Origin of the sequence: Robertkochia flava, from assembly GCF_020166515.1 — a bacterium.
In the GTDB taxonomy this organism is placed as follows: Bacteria; Bacteroidota; Bacteroidia; order Flavobacteriales; family Flavobacteriaceae; genus Robertkochia; species Robertkochia flava.
In genome coordinates, this window is record NZ_JAINZT010000004.1 from 244,113 (window position 1) to 258,031 (window position 13,919).

The following is a 13,919-nucleotide window of genomic DNA, read 5'->3' on the forward strand; positions in this document are numbered from 1 at the left end:
CGTGAACAGTATCACGGCACCGGGTCGTAGCCCGATCCTCCCCAGGGGTTACAACTGGCGATACGTCTTACAGCCATCCAGCCCCCTTTAAAAAGACCGTGTTTTTTAAGCGCTTCCAGGGTGTACTGGGAACAGGTGGGGGAGTATCTGCATGATGCCGGGGTGTAAGGGGAAATAGCTACCTGGTAGAACCTGACCAGAAAGATGAACGGGCTGATTAAAATATTTTTTAAGGTCCACTTCATCTTATCAGGTACGCTCTATTGGGTTTGACATTTAATTCAGCTGGAAAGAAGTACCTTCCTTCCCATCCTTTAGCTGGATGCCTATTTCAGCCAGTTCGTCCCGGATCTTATCGGCTGCGGCAAAATCCCTGTTAGCCCTTGCTTCTGCCCGCAAATGGATCAGCAGTTCAACTGCTCCGCTTAACTTGTCTGCTGACGATTCCTCGGTTTTATTTTCATCCACAAGGCCCAGGACTTCAAAAACGAAGCTGTTCATGGTGTCTTTAAGCAATTGCAGGTTTTGAGCATCGATCGTTTCCTTGCCTTCCTTGATCAGGTTGATGTGTTTTACGGCATCGAATAGCCTGGCTATAAGGATAGGGCTGTTGAAGTCGTCATTCATGGCGTCATAACATTCCTGTTTCCAGGAGGTCACATCGAAATCACTCTTCTGCGCATCGGCTTCGAGTTTGTCAAGGTCTTTAAGCCCTTCCATAAGGCGTTGAAAACCTTTTTCTGACGCCTCAAGGGCTTCATTGCTAAAATCCAGGATACTGCGGTAGTGTGCCTGCAGCATAAAGAATCTCGCAACGGTAGGAGAGAATGGTTTGCTTAAAATGTCATTATTCCCTGAAAAGAGTTCATAGGGAAGAATGTTATTCCCGGTAGATTTTGCCATTTTCTTTCCGTTAAGGGTAAGCATATTGGCGTGCATCCAGTAATTTACCGGGGAAGTGCCCTTCGATGCTTCGTTCTGAGCGATCTCACACTCATGATGCGGAAATTTTAAATCCATTCCACCGCCGTGAATATCAAAGTGTTCTCCGAGATATTTGGTGCTCATGGCAGTACATTCCAGGTGCCATCCCGGAAACCCGTCACTCCATGGCGAAGGCCACCGCATAATATGCTGGGGTTCCGCTTTTTTCCAAAGAGCAAAATCCTGAGGATTTTTTTTGTCGCTTTGTCCGGCCGTTTCACGGGTATTGTGGATCATGTCTTCGATATTTCTGCCGCTGAGTTTCCCGTAGTGGTGTTCTTCGTTGAATTTTTGCACATCAAAGTACACCGATCCGTTAACCTCATAGGCAAACCCATTGTCAAGGATCTCTTTGATCACTTCGATCTGTTCGATGATATGTCCGGTGGCAGTAGGTTCGATGCTCGGAGGAAGGTTGTTGAATTTATTCAGGGTATTGTGGAAATCTACCGTATACCTCTGGACCACCTCCATTGGCTCTATCTGCTCCAGCCTTGCCTTTTTTGCAATTCTGTCTTCCCCTTCGTCAGCGTCATTCTCCAGGTGTCCGGCATCGGTTATGTTACGGACGTACCTCACCTTGAATCCCAGGTGTTTGAGGTAGCGAAACACCAGGTCAAAAGAAATAAAGGTCCTGCAATTTCCAAGGTGAACATTGCTGTATACGGTAGGACCGCATACATACATGCCTACATGGCCTTCGTTTATAGGTTCAAAAACTTCTTTTTGTCCGCTAAGTGAATTGTGAATCTTTAATTGCTGTTCCTTGTATAATTGCATAGCCAGGCTATTCTCGTGATAGATATGTTTGCAGGATCGGGTTGTATCGGGTCTAGAATTCGGTATCTAAGTTAATATAATCCAGGAATTCTCTGCGCACCGCTGCATCTTTAAACTTTCCTCCGAATTCAGCGGTAACTGTGCTGCTTTCGATATCGCGGATCCCTCTTGAATTTACGCAAAGGTGTTTGGCGTCAACCACACAGGCCACGTCTTTTGTTCCGAGAGCCTTTTGTAGCTCCTGAACGATCTGCATGGTCATGCGCTCCTGTACCTGGGGCCGCTTCGCATAATAATCTACGATACGGTTCATTTTGGATAAGCCGATAACAGAGCCGTTGGAAATGTAGGCAACATGTGCTCTTCCTACGATAGGTAAGAGGTGGTGTTCACAGGTGGAGTACACCGTGATGTTCTTTTCCACCAGCATTTCCCCGTATTTGTATTTGTTCTCGAAAGTGGACGCTTTGGGCTTGCGTTCAGGGTGAAGTCCTGCAAAGATCTCTTTGACAAACATATTGGCTACCCTTCTCGGGGTACCTCTCAGGCTGTCGTCGGTAAGGTCCAGTCCCAGGGTTTCCATGATGCTGTATACCTGGGCTTCGATCCCTTCGATCTTTTCATCATCCGATATTTCGAAGGCATCATCCCGAAGCGGGGTTTCTGCCGAAGAACCAATGTGTTCATTACCCAGTTCTTCGTATTGCTCTTCCAGTGCTTTGTCTATCTTCATTTCTTAGTATAAAATTTAATGCCGTTTCAGGCACGGCATTCGGCCTTCCCTCAAAGCTAATGATAAGTCTTAGCAGTTGGAAAAAAATAGACTGCAAAGATAAGTATTTATCGACTATTGACGTAACGCCATCAGAAAGTTGTCTGATTTTGACATTTCGTTAACGCATCGCCAGCTTGTCGTTGTGCGACAAAGCCCTCAGGCGCCAATACGGTCGGTGCTTTCGGGCTTGTGTGTCGTAATTTTCTGAATGTATGATGCCTGAAAATGTTGTGTACTTGCTTTTTAGAATTTGATCGAATAGCTCAGTACCCAGTTGGAGAGCTCGGTGTTGATGCCGGCCTGGGTATTCATGTTAGGATAAAGGGCCTGGTTGCGATCCCTGTCGCTGGTTGCCCAGGCAAAATCCAATTGGCTGCCCCCGAAATTGATCCCTGCACCGAGGGAGTATCCGGTGAGGTCCCCAATGGCATTACTATTTTGGTAAGGGGTTTCTTCGAACCGGTATCCGCCTCTGAAGCTCCAGGCGCCTAATCGGAATTCGGCCCCAAGTCTGAGGGAAGACACAGCCTTGAGCTCCTGGTTCATCAGGCTGTTCTGTTCTGCAAAGAAAGGGTCGTTGCTGGGGCGAAGACGGGCATTACTCATGTCCTGGTAGGTGTAATCCATACTTATCAATCCGCTTTTCCCAACTACAATGGCTCCACTGGCCATATACTTGGAAGGAATACGAATGGAATAATCCGGAAACCTGTAAATAACATCAGGGTATACTTCGATGAGCTCAACTTGTCCGTTATCCGAATTCAGGAGGTCAGTATTGATGGCCTGCCAGAGTTCATCGGTTAGGTTGTACCAGGTAGGGGTTTGGTAGGAGGCTCCGAACCTTAGGCTTTCGCCCAGTTTTGCGATGATCCCTGCGTTTGCCGAGAAACCACTTCCGAAGGTTAAAAGTTCATTATCGAATTGAACGTATTGGAGAGGCGAATCGGGGTCGTAATTAAATTCGTCAAACCGAACGATCTTTCGCCGGTCTACGGCATGCAGGTTAATGCCTATTCCCATATACAGGTTGCTATTGTGCTGGGCACCCATATTAAAGGTGAACTTACTGTCGGTTCCCCTTGTGATAATGCGTTGTTCCTGTTCAAGTCCGCTGCCAAGAATTGCGTTGGAAACATAGGTGTTGGAATTGCTGCCTGAGGGGTTGATGACAAAAGCCTGGTAGCCCAGGAACCCCTGTTGCGCATTATACCCCAGGGAATTTCCGATATTGATATAAGCGTCTGTTATGGTTTCTCCACTGAGTACGCTCAGATCGTCCGGGGAGAAGCCGTTCGCATTGGCGATGAAATAATCGGCTACCGACTGGGCGCCTCTTCCGCTTATAAAAATATCATTGTCAAAGTTGGTTTGTATGTCGTAGTTGAAGCCCATGGAAAACTTTTTCCATCCGCTTTTCTGATCCCGGTTATTGAATACCAGGACTCCACCGGCCTGGTTCAGTTCGAAATTCGTATCTCTGTTTACCGACGTGGTATTTCCAAATCGGGCGACGTTTCTGTTTTGGTAGATCGATCCGGTAAAGGTGAACGTGGAATAATTGAATACCGCTGAAGCAGCAGGATTGTTATTCAGGGCAGAAAGGTCTCCCCCGAGGGCGCCAAAAGCCCCGCTCATCGCCTGGTATCGTGCTGTTCCCAGCAGGTTCGTGGTTCCCAGTGCGGTTACATCACTAATGTCCTGGCCATAAAGGGAAGACATAAGAAGTCCGGGGATCACTATAGATAGTAGTCTTTTCATTTTTGAAGTTTTAAGTGGTTCGGATTGACAGATAGCCCTTGTATAACGGGATTTAGTTATTTCCCCGGCCACCTCCGCGACTGCCTCCACCGCGCGATCCGCCTCCTCTTGAGCCTCCGCCGCTGCTTCTCACAGATCCTCCGCCTCCGCCTCGGGAGTATCCTGAACCGGATCTTCCTGAACTACCGGAAGGACGGGCAGAAGGAGAGCGTCTGGAAGAATTGCTGCGGTTGTAATTGCCCGATGAGTTTGCACGTCCCGAAGGTCGGGAATATGCATCAGATCTGGAGTAAGGGGAACTCTGGTTATATCTCCGCTGCAATGTGGAGTTGCGATTGCCTGTGGAATACCCTCTGCTACCCACCCGAACTCCGGCAGAGTTGGAGTAACCCCGACGGGTTTCGGCCTGTCGGTTACTGTATCCGGAACGGGTTGCAGCCGTAGTCCGGTTGCGGTCTGAGTACTGCGAGCTCCTTGCGGCGGTTCGGTTTCTGCCGGAATACTGGGAATTCCTTGCGGTGCTTCGGCGAACCGAGTCGGTGTAGTTTCTCAGGTCGTTGTAACGGGTGCTTCTCCTGGTGTTGGCATAAGCATAGTTTGGAGATCTTCGATATGGGTTGTACCCGTAATAGGGGTAGCCCCAGCCGTATCCCCAACCCCATCCGGGACCATACCATCCGCCATACCAGCCCGCACCGTAAAAGCCTGCATAACCCCAGTAGGGAGAATTCCAGCCCCAGCCCCAGCCCCAGCCGGGACCGTACCAGCCGCCATACCAGCCATTCCAGCCACCGTACCAGCCGTTCCAGCCCCATCCGGGACCCCAGAACGGATCATACCAACCGCCCCAACCCCAGCCGGTGTTCACTATCGTGACATCCATGCCCTGTGGATTGTCTCCCCATCCGGGATTGCCCATTTGGTAATCCATGGCATAGTTAATATTCACCTGGGTGCTGTCTGTGACATCTGTACTGTCTACAGAGGAATAGCCGTCGATATCTGTAAATACATCCTGCTCATCCATCTGGGTGATCATGCGATCCAGGGTTTGAGAGGTGTTACTGAAGTAATTTTCAAAATTGGTCATGATATCAGGATCCGAAGTATTGTCCTGTGGTCGCTGATTGTTTTGTGATTGCCGGGTTTGCGGCCTGTCCTCTTCATAATATACAATATCATCGCTGTAGATGCCGTCATTCCCGTAATAAGAAGCGGCTTCAAATGAGCCGCAGGACACCACCAAAAAGGCCATGGCCATCAGGCTCAGGTAACGGTTTTTGAAAAGAGGAGTGTATGACGGTTTCATATTGATATTTTTATTGTTGAACATAACAAAATTAGTTAGTTTTGCCAAACTAATTACAGCATAAGGGATTCAATATTTATGCCAAACTAAGGTAAATGGGTAAGAAATTAACTAAAAGATCGGAAGACTATTCAAAATGGTATAACGAATTGGTTGTCAGGGCCGACCTTGCGGAGAACTCCGGGGTTCGCGGTTCCATGGTGATCAAACCATATGGATATGCGATCTGGGAAAAAATGCAGGCGCAACTCGACAAAATGTTCAAGGAGACCGGGCATGAAAACGCTTACTTCCCTTTATTCATCCCTAAATCCTACCTTAGCCGGGAGGCTGCACACGTAGAAGGTTTTGCAAAAGAATGTGCAGTAGTCACTCATTACCGCCTTAAAAATGCGGAAGATGGCAGCGGAATCATCGTAGACCCGGATGCCAAGCTGGAAGAGGAGCTTATTGTGCGACCTACCAGTGAAACCATCATCTGGGATACCTATAAAAAATGGATTCAGTCTTACCGGGACCTTCCCGTTCTGGTAAACCAATGGGCCAATGTGGTGCGATGGGAGATGCGAACCCGATTATTTCTCAGAACCTCTGAGTTCCTCTGGCAGGAAGGGCATACTGCCCATGCCACAAGGGAGGAGGCTATAGAGGAGGCAGAGCTGATGATGAATATCTATGCTGAATTTGCAGAAAGCTTTATGGGGGTTCCTGTTATTAAGGGGCTGAAAACCGAGAGTGAACGCTTTGCAGGAGCTCTGGAAACCTATTGTATAGAGGCCTTGATGCAGGACGGGAAGGCCTTACAGGCCGGAACTTCGCATTTTCTGGGGCAGAATTTCGCCAAGGCCTTCGATGTGAAATTTGCCAATAAAGAAGGGCAACAGGAATATGTGTGGGCCACCTCATGGGGGGTATCTACCCGACTAATGGGGGCTTTGGTGATGACCCACAGCGATGATAACGGCCTGGTGTTACCACCTAAGCTTGCACCGATACAGGTAGTGATCGTTCCTATCTATAAGGGAGAAGAGCAACTTCAGGCGATTTCCGAAAAAGTAGAAGGTGTGGTAACGGAATTACGATCCAGGGGAATTTCTGTGAAGTTCGACAACAGAGATACCCATAAGCCGGGATGGAAATTCAATGAATATGAGCTCAAAGGAGTTCCCGTGCGACTGGGAATCGGTATGAGGGATATGGAGAATAATACCTATGAGGTAGCCCGCAGAGATACGCTCGAGAAACAAACCATTGCTGCAGACCAGGTGGTGGATCATGTGGAAGCGTTACTGGAAGCCATCCAGGAGAATATCTACAGAAAGGCGCTGGCTTATCGGGAAGATCATATTACCGAGGTAAATACCTTTGAAGAGTTTAAAGATGTTCTTGAAAATAAGGGCGGATTTATCGCTGCGCATTGGGACGGAACTCCGGAAACCGAGGAGCAGATCAAGGAGCTTACCAAGGCTACGATCAGGTGTATTCCATTGAATAACAATGCGGAAGAAGGAGCTTGTGTGCTTACAGGTAAACCTTCAAAGCAACGGGTGCTTTTTGCCAAGGCCTACTAGGCGAAAAAAAAATGCAAAAAAAATACAAGAGGCCTTGCAGCATTTAAAATTGTTTGTATTTTTGCATCCGCTATCAAGAAAAAAAGGTCCGTTCGTCTAGGGGTTAGGACGCCAGGTTTTCATCCTGGTAGCAGGGGTTCGAATCCCCTACGGACTACGAAGATTAAGTTTATTGATTATTACCCGCTGCCTGTAAAGGCAGTAATCTCGAAAGAGATGGATGGTCCGTTCGTCTAGGGGTTAGGACGCCAGGTTTTCATCCTGGTAGCAGGGGTTCGAATCCCCTACGGACTACTGAATATTGTAAAAACGATTTATGTAGAACAGAGGTACTGTTCTACCTCTGATTAAACACAAAGGAAAAGATGGCAAATCACAAGTCGGCGTTAAAGAGAATCAGAAGAAACGAAGCAGTTCGTTTAAGAAACAGATATCAGCACAAGACCGTGCGTAACGCGATCAAAAAGCTGCGTAACACAGAGGATAAGAAGGAAGCTGCTACTTTGCTGCCTTCAGTTGTTGCAATGATTGACAAGCTGGCAAAAAGAAATATCATTCACAGCAATAAGGCTGCGAATTTGAAATCTGGTCTTACCAAGCGTGTAAACGCTCTGGCATAAGGCAGCGTAAATAATACAGCATACTAAAACGCTCCCGGTTAGGGAGCGTTTTTTTATGCCTTTCCGGGAAAGAGGCATTTCCGGGAAAAACTTAACTTTGCAGCAATATTAAAACCAAAGGACATGCAAGACGGTATATATGCAAAATTTGAAACCAGTAAGGGAGAGATCCTGGTGAAACTTACTCATGATAAAACGCCGGGTACGGTGGGTAACTTTGTAGCCCTTGCAGAAGGGAATCTTGAAAATACGGCCAGACCACAGGGGAAACCCTATTATGATGGATTGAAATTTCACCGTGTGATCAATGATTTTATGATCCAGGGAGGATGCCCGCTCGGAACCGGTACGGGAGATCCCGGCTATAAATTTGACGACGAATTTCATGCAGAGCTGAAGCACGACAGACCAGGGGTATTGTCTATGGCCAATGCGGGCCCCGGTACCAATGGAAGTCAGTTCTTTATCACTCATGTGGCCACCCCCTGGCTGGATAACAAACACACCGTGTTTGGTTTCGTGGAGCAAGGTCAGGAGGTAGTGGATCAGATCGCCCAGGGAGATCTTATAGATAATCTCACCATCATACGCGTAGGAGCGGAAGCCGAAGGCTGGAATGCCATAGAAGCTTTCAGAACTTTCGAGAAAAGCCGGGAAAAGCGTATAGCCGAGGAAAAGAAAAGAGCTGAGGATGCATTGGAAAAACTCGCCGCCGGATTTGAAAAGACCTCCAGCGGACTGCGGTATAAGATCATTCAGAAGGGCAGTGGTGTAAAGGCCGGAAAGGGCGATACAGTTTCTGTTCACTATAAAGGACAACTGGATAACGGACAGGTTTTCGATTCGTCTTACCGACGAAATCAGCCAATTGAGTTTAAGCTTGGCGTGGGTCAGGTAATCCCGGGATGGGATGAAGGTATCGGGCTGCTCAGCGTTGGCGATAAGGCCCGGTTTGTAATCCCGTCTCATCTTGCTTACGGAAGATCGGGAGCAGGAGGGGTTATTCCACCGGATGCAACCCTGATCTTTGATGTGGAGTTGGTGGACGTGAAATAGATCATTTTATAAAATCAAATAAAATCCTGTTACCTTATCTTTAGGCAACAGGATTTTTTATTTTATGGAAAAACAAGAATTGGAATTATTGCGCTATCCCATCGGGCGCTTTGTTTTGCCCGGGAAACCCTCTTTGGAAGATGTGGAAAAGAGCATTTCAATAATCAAGGCTTTCCCGGAGCTTCTGAAAGGGGAGGTAGAGGGGTTGGATGACGCCCAACTGGATACCCCCTATCGTCCTGAAGGCTGGACGCTTCGACAGGTAGTGCATCACGTTGCTGACAGCCATATGAATGCCTACATTCGGTTTAAGTGGACTCTTACTGAGGATACACCGGAAATTAAAACCTACAGGGAAGGGGAATGGGCCAAACTTCCGGATGTGAACGGTACCCCGATAGAGATGAGTATGTCACTTTTAGAAGCCCTTCACAGGAAATGGGTGTATCTTCTTAAAGCTCTAAACCCGGGACAATGGCAGCTTGTGCTGTATCATCCCGGATTCGGTAAGGAAATAATCCTCTCCCAGTTGGTGTGCCAGTACAGTTGGCATTGCATGCATCACCTTGGGCATATCAGAAGTCTTAAGGAAAGCAATAACTGGCCATGACCTCATGCACTAAGGTTGCGGGGTAAGCCGGAGATAGGGCTTTACCTCCTTAAATCCCTTAGGGAAAAGTGTTTTGGCCTCTTCGTTGGATACAGAAGGACTTATTACGACTTCTTCACCCTGTTTCCAATTGGCTGGGGTGGCTACTTTTTTATAGGCTGTTAACTGCAGGGAGTCGATCACCCTGAGCAGTTCATCAAAATTTCTTCCCGTCGATGCCGGATAGGTGATCATTAGCTTAATGGTCTTGTCCGGTGCGATCACAAATACAGAACGTACAGTGAGTGTATCGTCGGCATTGGGGTGTATCATCCCGTACATATCACTCACCTTTCGGTCTTCATCCGCAATAATAGGGAAGTTGACCTCTGTGTTTTGGGTTTCATTGATGTCCCGGATCCACCCCTTGTGGGATTCGGTTCCATCCACACTCAACGCCAGAACTTTGGTGTTGCGCTTTTGAAAGGCATCCTTGTATTTGGCTACGGTTCCTAATTCTGTGGTGCATACCGGAGTATAGTCTGCAGGATGAGAAAATAGAATTCCCCAACTGTCTCCCAGGTATTCGTAAAAATCGATGGGTCCTTCACTGGTTGCTGCCTGAAAATTCGGGGCCTTATCCCCTAAACGTAAATTTGACATGATTTCTGAATTTTATTACTCTACTAAGCTAGTAGAATTCAAACAGAGATCACTTCATTCTTCTTATAAAACACTGTTAAAATTTTCATTATCAAGGCAATGGGGGATCCTGTAGATCAGGATTTCCATTTTATCCCGCAGCCTATAGAGGGCTTTTGTTTTTTATAGGTTTTCATACCCATGAGAGAGGCGTCGAGGGCGGTTCGGATGTCGCGTCCGCTCACCGGCATGCTGTTTCCGGGACGGGAATCGTCAAACTGACCTCTGTAGATGAGTTCAAGCTGGTCGTCGAAGACATAGAAATCCGGAGTACAGGCAGCGTCGTATGCCTTGGCTACCTCCTGGGTCTCGTCATAAAGGTAAGGGAAGATAAAGTCGTGCTCTTCGGCATTCTCCTTCATTTTGTGAGGAGCATCTTCCGGGTATTTTTCAATGTCATTACTTGAAATGGCTACAAAACCAACTTCTTTATCGACAAAGTCCTTGGCCAGCTTGGAAATGCCTTTGTTGATATGTCTTACATAAGGGCAGTGATTGCAGATGAACATGACCACGGTAGCCTTTTCGCCGTAAACATCGCTAAGCTTGAGTTTTTTCCCGGATACGGTATCTAAAAGTTCAAAATCCGGTGCCTTGGTGCCAAGTGGGAGCATATTACTTTCTGTTTTTGCCATAATGTATGTGGTGTTTTTTAGGTATTTCCAGAAATATACAATTATTCTTTAACACCGCTAAACTTATCCCGTATTGAGATCTGATATCTATGGGATTTTTGAGGACATTGTGTTTGGCAATGGGGGTAATGTTTTGTAACTTCCTGTTAACCAAGATATAAACATCAAAACGTTATGGAAAACACATATCCGAGTCTCTCGGTGGCTATAGAGGCCCTAAAGAAGGAAGGGTATTCACACGATTTCAATCTTCATGAAGAAGGGATCGAGAATAAATCGAATGGCACCCTGCATAAGGCTGAAGATCTGAAGGTGGTCAAACATTTTCGCTTTGAAGGAAATACCAACCCCGACGACAGTTCTGTACTCTATGTTATAGAGGCATCGAACGGCGAAAAAGGATTGCTGGTTGATGCTTATGGTGCCTACTCAGACCAGATCCCCAGGGATATCCTGGATAAATTAAAAATGCTTTAATTCCGGAAATGGATATGGGGGAAATTACCTGGAAGGATTTTGAAAAGATCGAGATCAGGGTGGGTACTGTAGTGTCTGTGGAATGTTTTCCGGAGGCCAGAAAACCCGCTTATAAGATAAAGATCGATTTTGGGACGGAACTTGGTGTTCGAAAGTCCTCTGCCCAGATCACCGATATCTATGATCGCTACGATCTGTTGGGGAAACAGGTAGTAGCTGTCGTGAATTTTCCCCCAAAGCAGATCGCTAACTTTCAGAGCCAATGCCTGGTGCTGGGGGTGGTCGGATCGGAGCCTGGGGTGGTATTGTTGCAACCGGAACGCAAGGTGGCCAACGGGACGCGGGTGTTGTAGGTCATTTAGGAATTTAAAAGCCTTTTCCCGACCCTGCCTGAGATCGTTCAATAAACCCGGTATCAAAAAATTCAAGGGAGATCTAAAGTACCTTCCTGAAAGTTCCTTTTTTCCCTTGATCTATAAGGAAAAGATATAATATTAGAACGGGTATAGGGTTTCGGTTATTGCTTTATCTCCTGGTTGTATTCAATAGTTCCAATGTTCAATTTTAACCAGGTCCATTGCCCGGTGTTTAAGTGCCAGGTTGCCTCGCAGGCGGTGGGTATTTTGATTCCGTTACGCACTTCAGTTTCAGTTGCGGTTACTATCCACTTTACAGGTTCTTCGTCCTTATTATTCATAAACCGCGTGGTGACAAATTTTTCAAACTGTCCGTTTTCATCAAAATAAAATATCCCTGAACCTTTTGTTCCTTTGTGTTCCATGGTGGCCCTGGCAGAAAGATCATCCAGGCCCTCCCATTGAATATAGTCGTTCAAAGCTGCCGTTGGGAACCAAACGATCTCTGCTAAGTAGCGCTGTATGGTTGCTTCATCCGTTTTTGCATTATTTTTCGCATGTGCCACCGTAAAAAGAGAAAACAGTTTAATGAGCATTTCGCCTTTCCCGTTTTCGAATTTATCCCTGCCTGACATGCTTAAAAACGGGGCGATCTTTGTTTCCAGGTTCCAGTGAAAAGCAGGGGGGTGCACCGTGAAATATTGTTCGGCCGAGGCCTTGATCCATTTTTTCTGGCCTGGTTTTAGCCTGAGCTCCAGTTCCTGGGTGAGATGTACATTGGAGATCAAAGGTTTCCCAGTAATACCACTATGAAAGAGCCACTTTTGAACTGCAGGGGGTAGGGCAGAGAGGTCGGCTGCATTGACTATCCTGTCGTTAATGGTTTTCAAATGCTGAAATAATACACTTCTTTCCTTTTCGATAAGTTTCCGAAAGCGAAAATCAGCATAGCTCAGAATTACCGCTAGGAGAAGCACTACATTTACCAGGGTTCCTGTTTTAGCATCCGACCAAAGGGAAAGGATGAGCACCTGGGAGGTAATGGAAGCGATACAGCAAAACAACCACCATGCCTGAGAACGTATCCTGTAAAGGAAAAGGGTAATGGCGAAGAGCAGGAAGGCCAGAAGCCAGATCATCCCTGCAAATTTTGAAACAGGTTGAGTTATTCCCTGGAAACCGGGAAATACAAATGCCTTGAAAAAACCGAATAGGTGAATTAGTCCGTGAATTCCTATGATGAGCGTTAGCGCTATTCGCATTGTATTTCCTGTTAGTGGTGGGAAGTTGGTGTCTTTGTTCCTTAATGTAAACTTCACGATCCTCCGATGTGTTCTTTATTCTCCAAATAGAGAGAGGGGGCTGATCTTCCTAGTCATCCTGGCTAAAGTTAGGAGCATCTGTTGGGATTTTAGAGGCTTGTTCCCGGTTCAGGGTTAGGGTTGGATTGTAAATAGTTGATTTCCAATATAGAAAAAATAATAGAATCACAGAGAGCAAAAAGGGCGTGTAAGCATCCTTTTTAACCTTGATGGTTTTTTATCCAATATTCACGTTGAATAAATACCCCACCAGCGCAGTGAGCCCCATAGCCACAGTACCCCAGAATGTAATTCGAATAACCGCTTTTCTGATACTGGAACCTCCGGTTCTGGCGGCTAAAGCACCCAGTACGATCAGGAAAAATAAGGCAAAACCATAAAGCGAATATTCCATGGTTTGCAAAGGCAGGAACAGTGTTACCAAAAAGGGTAGTAAACCGCCAACCGTAAATGCCGCCCCGGAAGCAAATGCGGCTTGTATGGGTTTGGCCTGGCTGATCTCATTAATGCCTAATTCGTCCCTGATATGCGCTCCTAATACGTCGTGCTCTGTGAGTTCTTTAGCTACCGACAGGGCCGTTTCCTTTTTGAGTCCTCTTTGTTCGTAGATCTCTGCCAGTCTTTGCAATTCGATATCCGGCATTTCTTTTAATTCTTGTTTTTCCCTTTCGATATCCGCCTTTTCAACATCGGTTTGTGAACTTACTGAAACATATTCTCCGGCCGCCATCGATAACGCCCCGGCAACCAACCCGGCTAAGGTGGCCAGGATAACAGGTTCCCGGATATCACTGGCAGCGGCAACCCCGATGGCAATACTCGCGGTAGATAAAATACCATCGTTGGCTCCAAGAACAGCCGCTCTGAGCCAATTACTTCGGTGTATATAATGGATATCCAGGTAATGGTCCAATTCCTTTGATTTTGTTGCCATCTGTATATGTGGTTTAATTTTAAGTCCTGCAGGGGTTATCTCTGCTTA

General features: G+C 46.7%; 15 protein-coding genes and 2 tRNA genes. 8 read left to right on the forward strand and 9 right to left on the reverse strand.

Features of this window, described 5'->3' with window-relative positions:
* Nucleotides 1-11 precede the first annotated feature (11 nt).
* From yidD to K7R11_RS06100, 5 genes are all read right to left on the reverse strand, one after another.
* Complete coding sequence (gene yidD, locus K7R11_RS06080; protein WP_224489490.1) at nucleotides 12-245, reverse strand: membrane protein insertion efficiency factor YidD; 234 nt, start codon at nucleotides 243-245, stop codon at nucleotides 12-14.
* 31 nt (nucleotides 246-276) lie between these two features.
* Nucleotides 277-1,764 (reverse strand): cysteine--tRNA ligase, encoded by a 1,488-nt coding sequence (gene cysS, locus K7R11_RS06085; RefSeq protein ID WP_224489491.1) that lies wholly within the window; start codon nucleotides 1,762-1,764, stop codon nucleotides 277-279.
* Nucleotides 1,765-1,816: 52 nt separating this feature from the next.
* Entirely contained in the window at nucleotides 1,817-2,497 is a 681-nt protein-coding gene (gene folE / locus K7R11_RS06090; RefSeq protein WP_224489492.1) for a GTP cyclohydrolase I FolE, read from the reverse strand.
* A 285-nt stretch (nucleotides 2,498-2,782) separates the two neighbouring features.
* Entirely contained in the window at nucleotides 2,783-4,300 is a 1,518-nt protein-coding gene (locus tag K7R11_RS06095) for an OmpP1/FadL family transporter (RefSeq protein WP_224489493.1), read from the reverse strand.
* A gap of 52 nt (nucleotides 4,301-4,352) precedes the next feature.
* Nucleotides 4,353-5,609: a hypothetical protein gene (locus K7R11_RS06100; protein WP_224489495.1), complete on the reverse strand. Its 1,257-nt coding sequence runs from the start codon at nucleotides 5,607-5,609 to the stop codon at nucleotides 4,353-4,355.
* A gap of 95 nt (nucleotides 5,610-5,704) precedes the next feature.
* Between K7R11_RS06100 and proS the strand changes: the two genes are divergently transcribed.
* From proS to K7R11_RS06130, 6 genes are all read left to right on the forward strand, one after another.
* Nucleotides 5,705-7,180 carry a proline--tRNA ligase gene (gene proS, locus K7R11_RS06105; RefSeq protein ID WP_224489497.1) on the forward strand — a complete coding sequence of 492 codons (1,476 nt, stop codon included), beginning with the start codon at nucleotides 5,705-5,707 and terminating at the stop codon, nucleotides 7,178-7,180.
* An 85-nt stretch (nucleotides 7,181-7,265) separates the two neighbouring features.
* A tRNA-Glu gene (locus tag K7R11_RS06110) sits at nucleotides 7,266-7,337 on the forward strand.
* Nucleotides 7,338-7,402: 65 nt separating this feature from the next.
* Nucleotides 7,403-7,474 (forward strand) — tRNA-Glu (locus K7R11_RS06115).
* Nucleotides 7,475-7,545: 71 nt separating this feature from the next.
* Nucleotides 7,546-7,800, forward strand: a complete 255-nt coding sequence (gene rpsT, locus K7R11_RS06120) for a 30S ribosomal protein S20 (RefSeq protein WP_224489500.1) — start codon at nucleotides 7,546-7,548, stop codon at nucleotides 7,798-7,800.
* Nucleotides 7,801-7,923: 123 nt separating this feature from the next.
* Nucleotides 7,924-8,856 carry a peptidylprolyl isomerase gene (locus tag K7R11_RS06125; protein ID WP_224489502.1) on the forward strand — a complete coding sequence of 311 codons (933 nt, stop codon included), beginning with the start codon at nucleotides 7,924-7,926 and terminating at the stop codon, nucleotides 8,854-8,856.
* A 64-nt stretch (nucleotides 8,857-8,920) separates the two neighbouring features.
* The gene (locus K7R11_RS06130; protein WP_224489503.1) at nucleotides 8,921-9,466 is read left to right on the forward strand and encodes a YfiT family bacillithiol transferase; all 546 of its coding nucleotides are present in this window, start codon (nucleotides 8,921-8,923) and stop codon (nucleotides 9,464-9,466) included.
* A 9-nt stretch (nucleotides 9,467-9,475) separates the two neighbouring features.
* Here the strand turns inward: K7R11_RS06130 and K7R11_RS06135 are convergent, their stop codons facing one another.
* Together K7R11_RS06135 and K7R11_RS06140 are read right to left on the reverse strand one after the other, a co-directional pair.
* The gene (locus K7R11_RS06135; RefSeq protein ID WP_224489506.1) at nucleotides 9,476-10,108 is read right to left on the reverse strand and encodes a peroxiredoxin; all 633 of its coding nucleotides are present in this window, start codon (nucleotides 10,106-10,108) and stop codon (nucleotides 9,476-9,478) included.
* A gap of 116 nt (nucleotides 10,109-10,224) precedes the next feature.
* Entirely contained in the window at nucleotides 10,225-10,782 is a 558-nt protein-coding gene (locus K7R11_RS06140) for a thioredoxin family protein (RefSeq protein WP_224489508.1), read from the reverse strand.
* 174 nt (nucleotides 10,783-10,956) lie between these two features.
* Between K7R11_RS06140 and K7R11_RS06145 the strand changes: the two genes are divergently transcribed.
* A complete protein-coding gene (locus K7R11_RS06145; protein ID WP_224489510.1) occupies nucleotides 10,957-11,259 on the forward strand; it encodes a phosphoribosylpyrophosphate synthetase in 303 nt (100 codons plus the stop codon).
* 14 nt (nucleotides 11,260-11,273) lie between these two features.
* Nucleotides 11,274-11,612 (forward strand): tRNA-binding protein, encoded by a 339-nt coding sequence (locus tag K7R11_RS06150; protein ID WP_224489512.1) that lies wholly within the window; start codon nucleotides 11,274-11,276, stop codon nucleotides 11,610-11,612.
* A 164-nt stretch (nucleotides 11,613-11,776) separates the two neighbouring features.
* Here the strand turns inward: K7R11_RS06150 and K7R11_RS06155 are convergent, their stop codons facing one another.
* On the reverse strand, nucleotides 11,777-12,877 hold the full coding sequence (locus tag K7R11_RS06155; protein WP_224489513.1) for a DUF6920 family protein: 1,101 nt from the start codon (nucleotides 12,875-12,877) through the stop codon (nucleotides 11,777-11,779).
* Nucleotides 12,878-13,154: 277 nt separating this feature from the next.
* Nucleotides 13,155-13,871 carry a VIT1/CCC1 transporter family protein gene (locus K7R11_RS06160; RefSeq protein WP_224489514.1) on the reverse strand — a complete coding sequence of 239 codons (717 nt, stop codon included), beginning with the start codon at nucleotides 13,869-13,871 and terminating at the stop codon, nucleotides 13,155-13,157.
* Nucleotides 13,872-13,919 lie beyond the last annotated feature (48 nt).

Bases quoted from the DNA above. Each gene is read 5' to 3' on its own strand.
- yidD (WP_224489490.1), bottom strand. From the start codon at position 245: ATGAAGTGGACCTTAAAAAATATTTTAATCAGCCCGTTCATCTTTCTG.
- cysS (WP_224489491.1), bottom strand. From the start codon at position 1,764: ATGCAATTATACAAGGAACAGCAATTAAAGATTCACAATTCACTTAGC.
- folE (WP_224489492.1), bottom strand. From the start codon at position 2,497: ATGAAGATAGACAAAGCACTGGAAGAGCAATACGAAGAACTGGGTAAT.
- K7R11_RS06095 (WP_224489493.1), bottom strand. From the start codon at position 4,300: ATGAAAAGACTACTATCTATAGTGATCCCCGGACTTCTTATGTCTTCC.
- K7R11_RS06100 (WP_224489495.1), bottom strand. From the start codon at position 5,609: ATGAAACCGTCATACACTCCTCTTTTCAAAAACCGTTACCTGAGCCTG.
- proS (WP_224489497.1), top strand. From the start codon at position 5,705: ATGGGTAAGAAATTAACTAAAAGATCGGAAGACTATTCAAAATGGTAT.
- rpsT (WP_224489500.1), top strand. From the start codon at position 7,546: ATGGCAAATCACAAGTCGGCGTTAAAGAGAATCAGAAGAAACGAAGCA.
- K7R11_RS06125 (WP_224489502.1), top strand. From the start codon at position 7,924: ATGCAAGACGGTATATATGCAAAATTTGAAACCAGTAAGGGAGAGATC.
- K7R11_RS06130 (WP_224489503.1), top strand. From the start codon at position 8,921: ATGGAAAAACAAGAATTGGAATTATTGCGCTATCCCATCGGGCGCTTT.
- K7R11_RS06135 (WP_224489506.1), bottom strand. From the start codon at position 10,108: ATGTCAAATTTACGTTTAGGGGATAAGGCCCCGAATTTTCAGGCAGCA.
- K7R11_RS06140 (WP_224489508.1), bottom strand. From the start codon at position 10,782: ATGGCAAAAACAGAAAGTAATATGCTCCCACTTGGCACCAAGGCACCG.
- K7R11_RS06145 (WP_224489510.1), top strand. From the start codon at position 10,957: ATGGAAAACACATATCCGAGTCTCTCGGTGGCTATAGAGGCCCTAAAG.
- K7R11_RS06150 (WP_224489512.1), top strand. From the start codon at position 11,274: ATGGGGGAAATTACCTGGAAGGATTTTGAAAAGATCGAGATCAGGGTG.
- K7R11_RS06155 (WP_224489513.1), bottom strand. From the start codon at position 12,877: ATGCGAATAGCGCTAACGCTCATCATAGGAATTCACGGACTAATTCAC.
- K7R11_RS06160 (WP_224489514.1), bottom strand. From the start codon at position 13,871: ATGGCAACAAAATCAAAGGAATTGGACCATTACCTGGATATCCATTAT.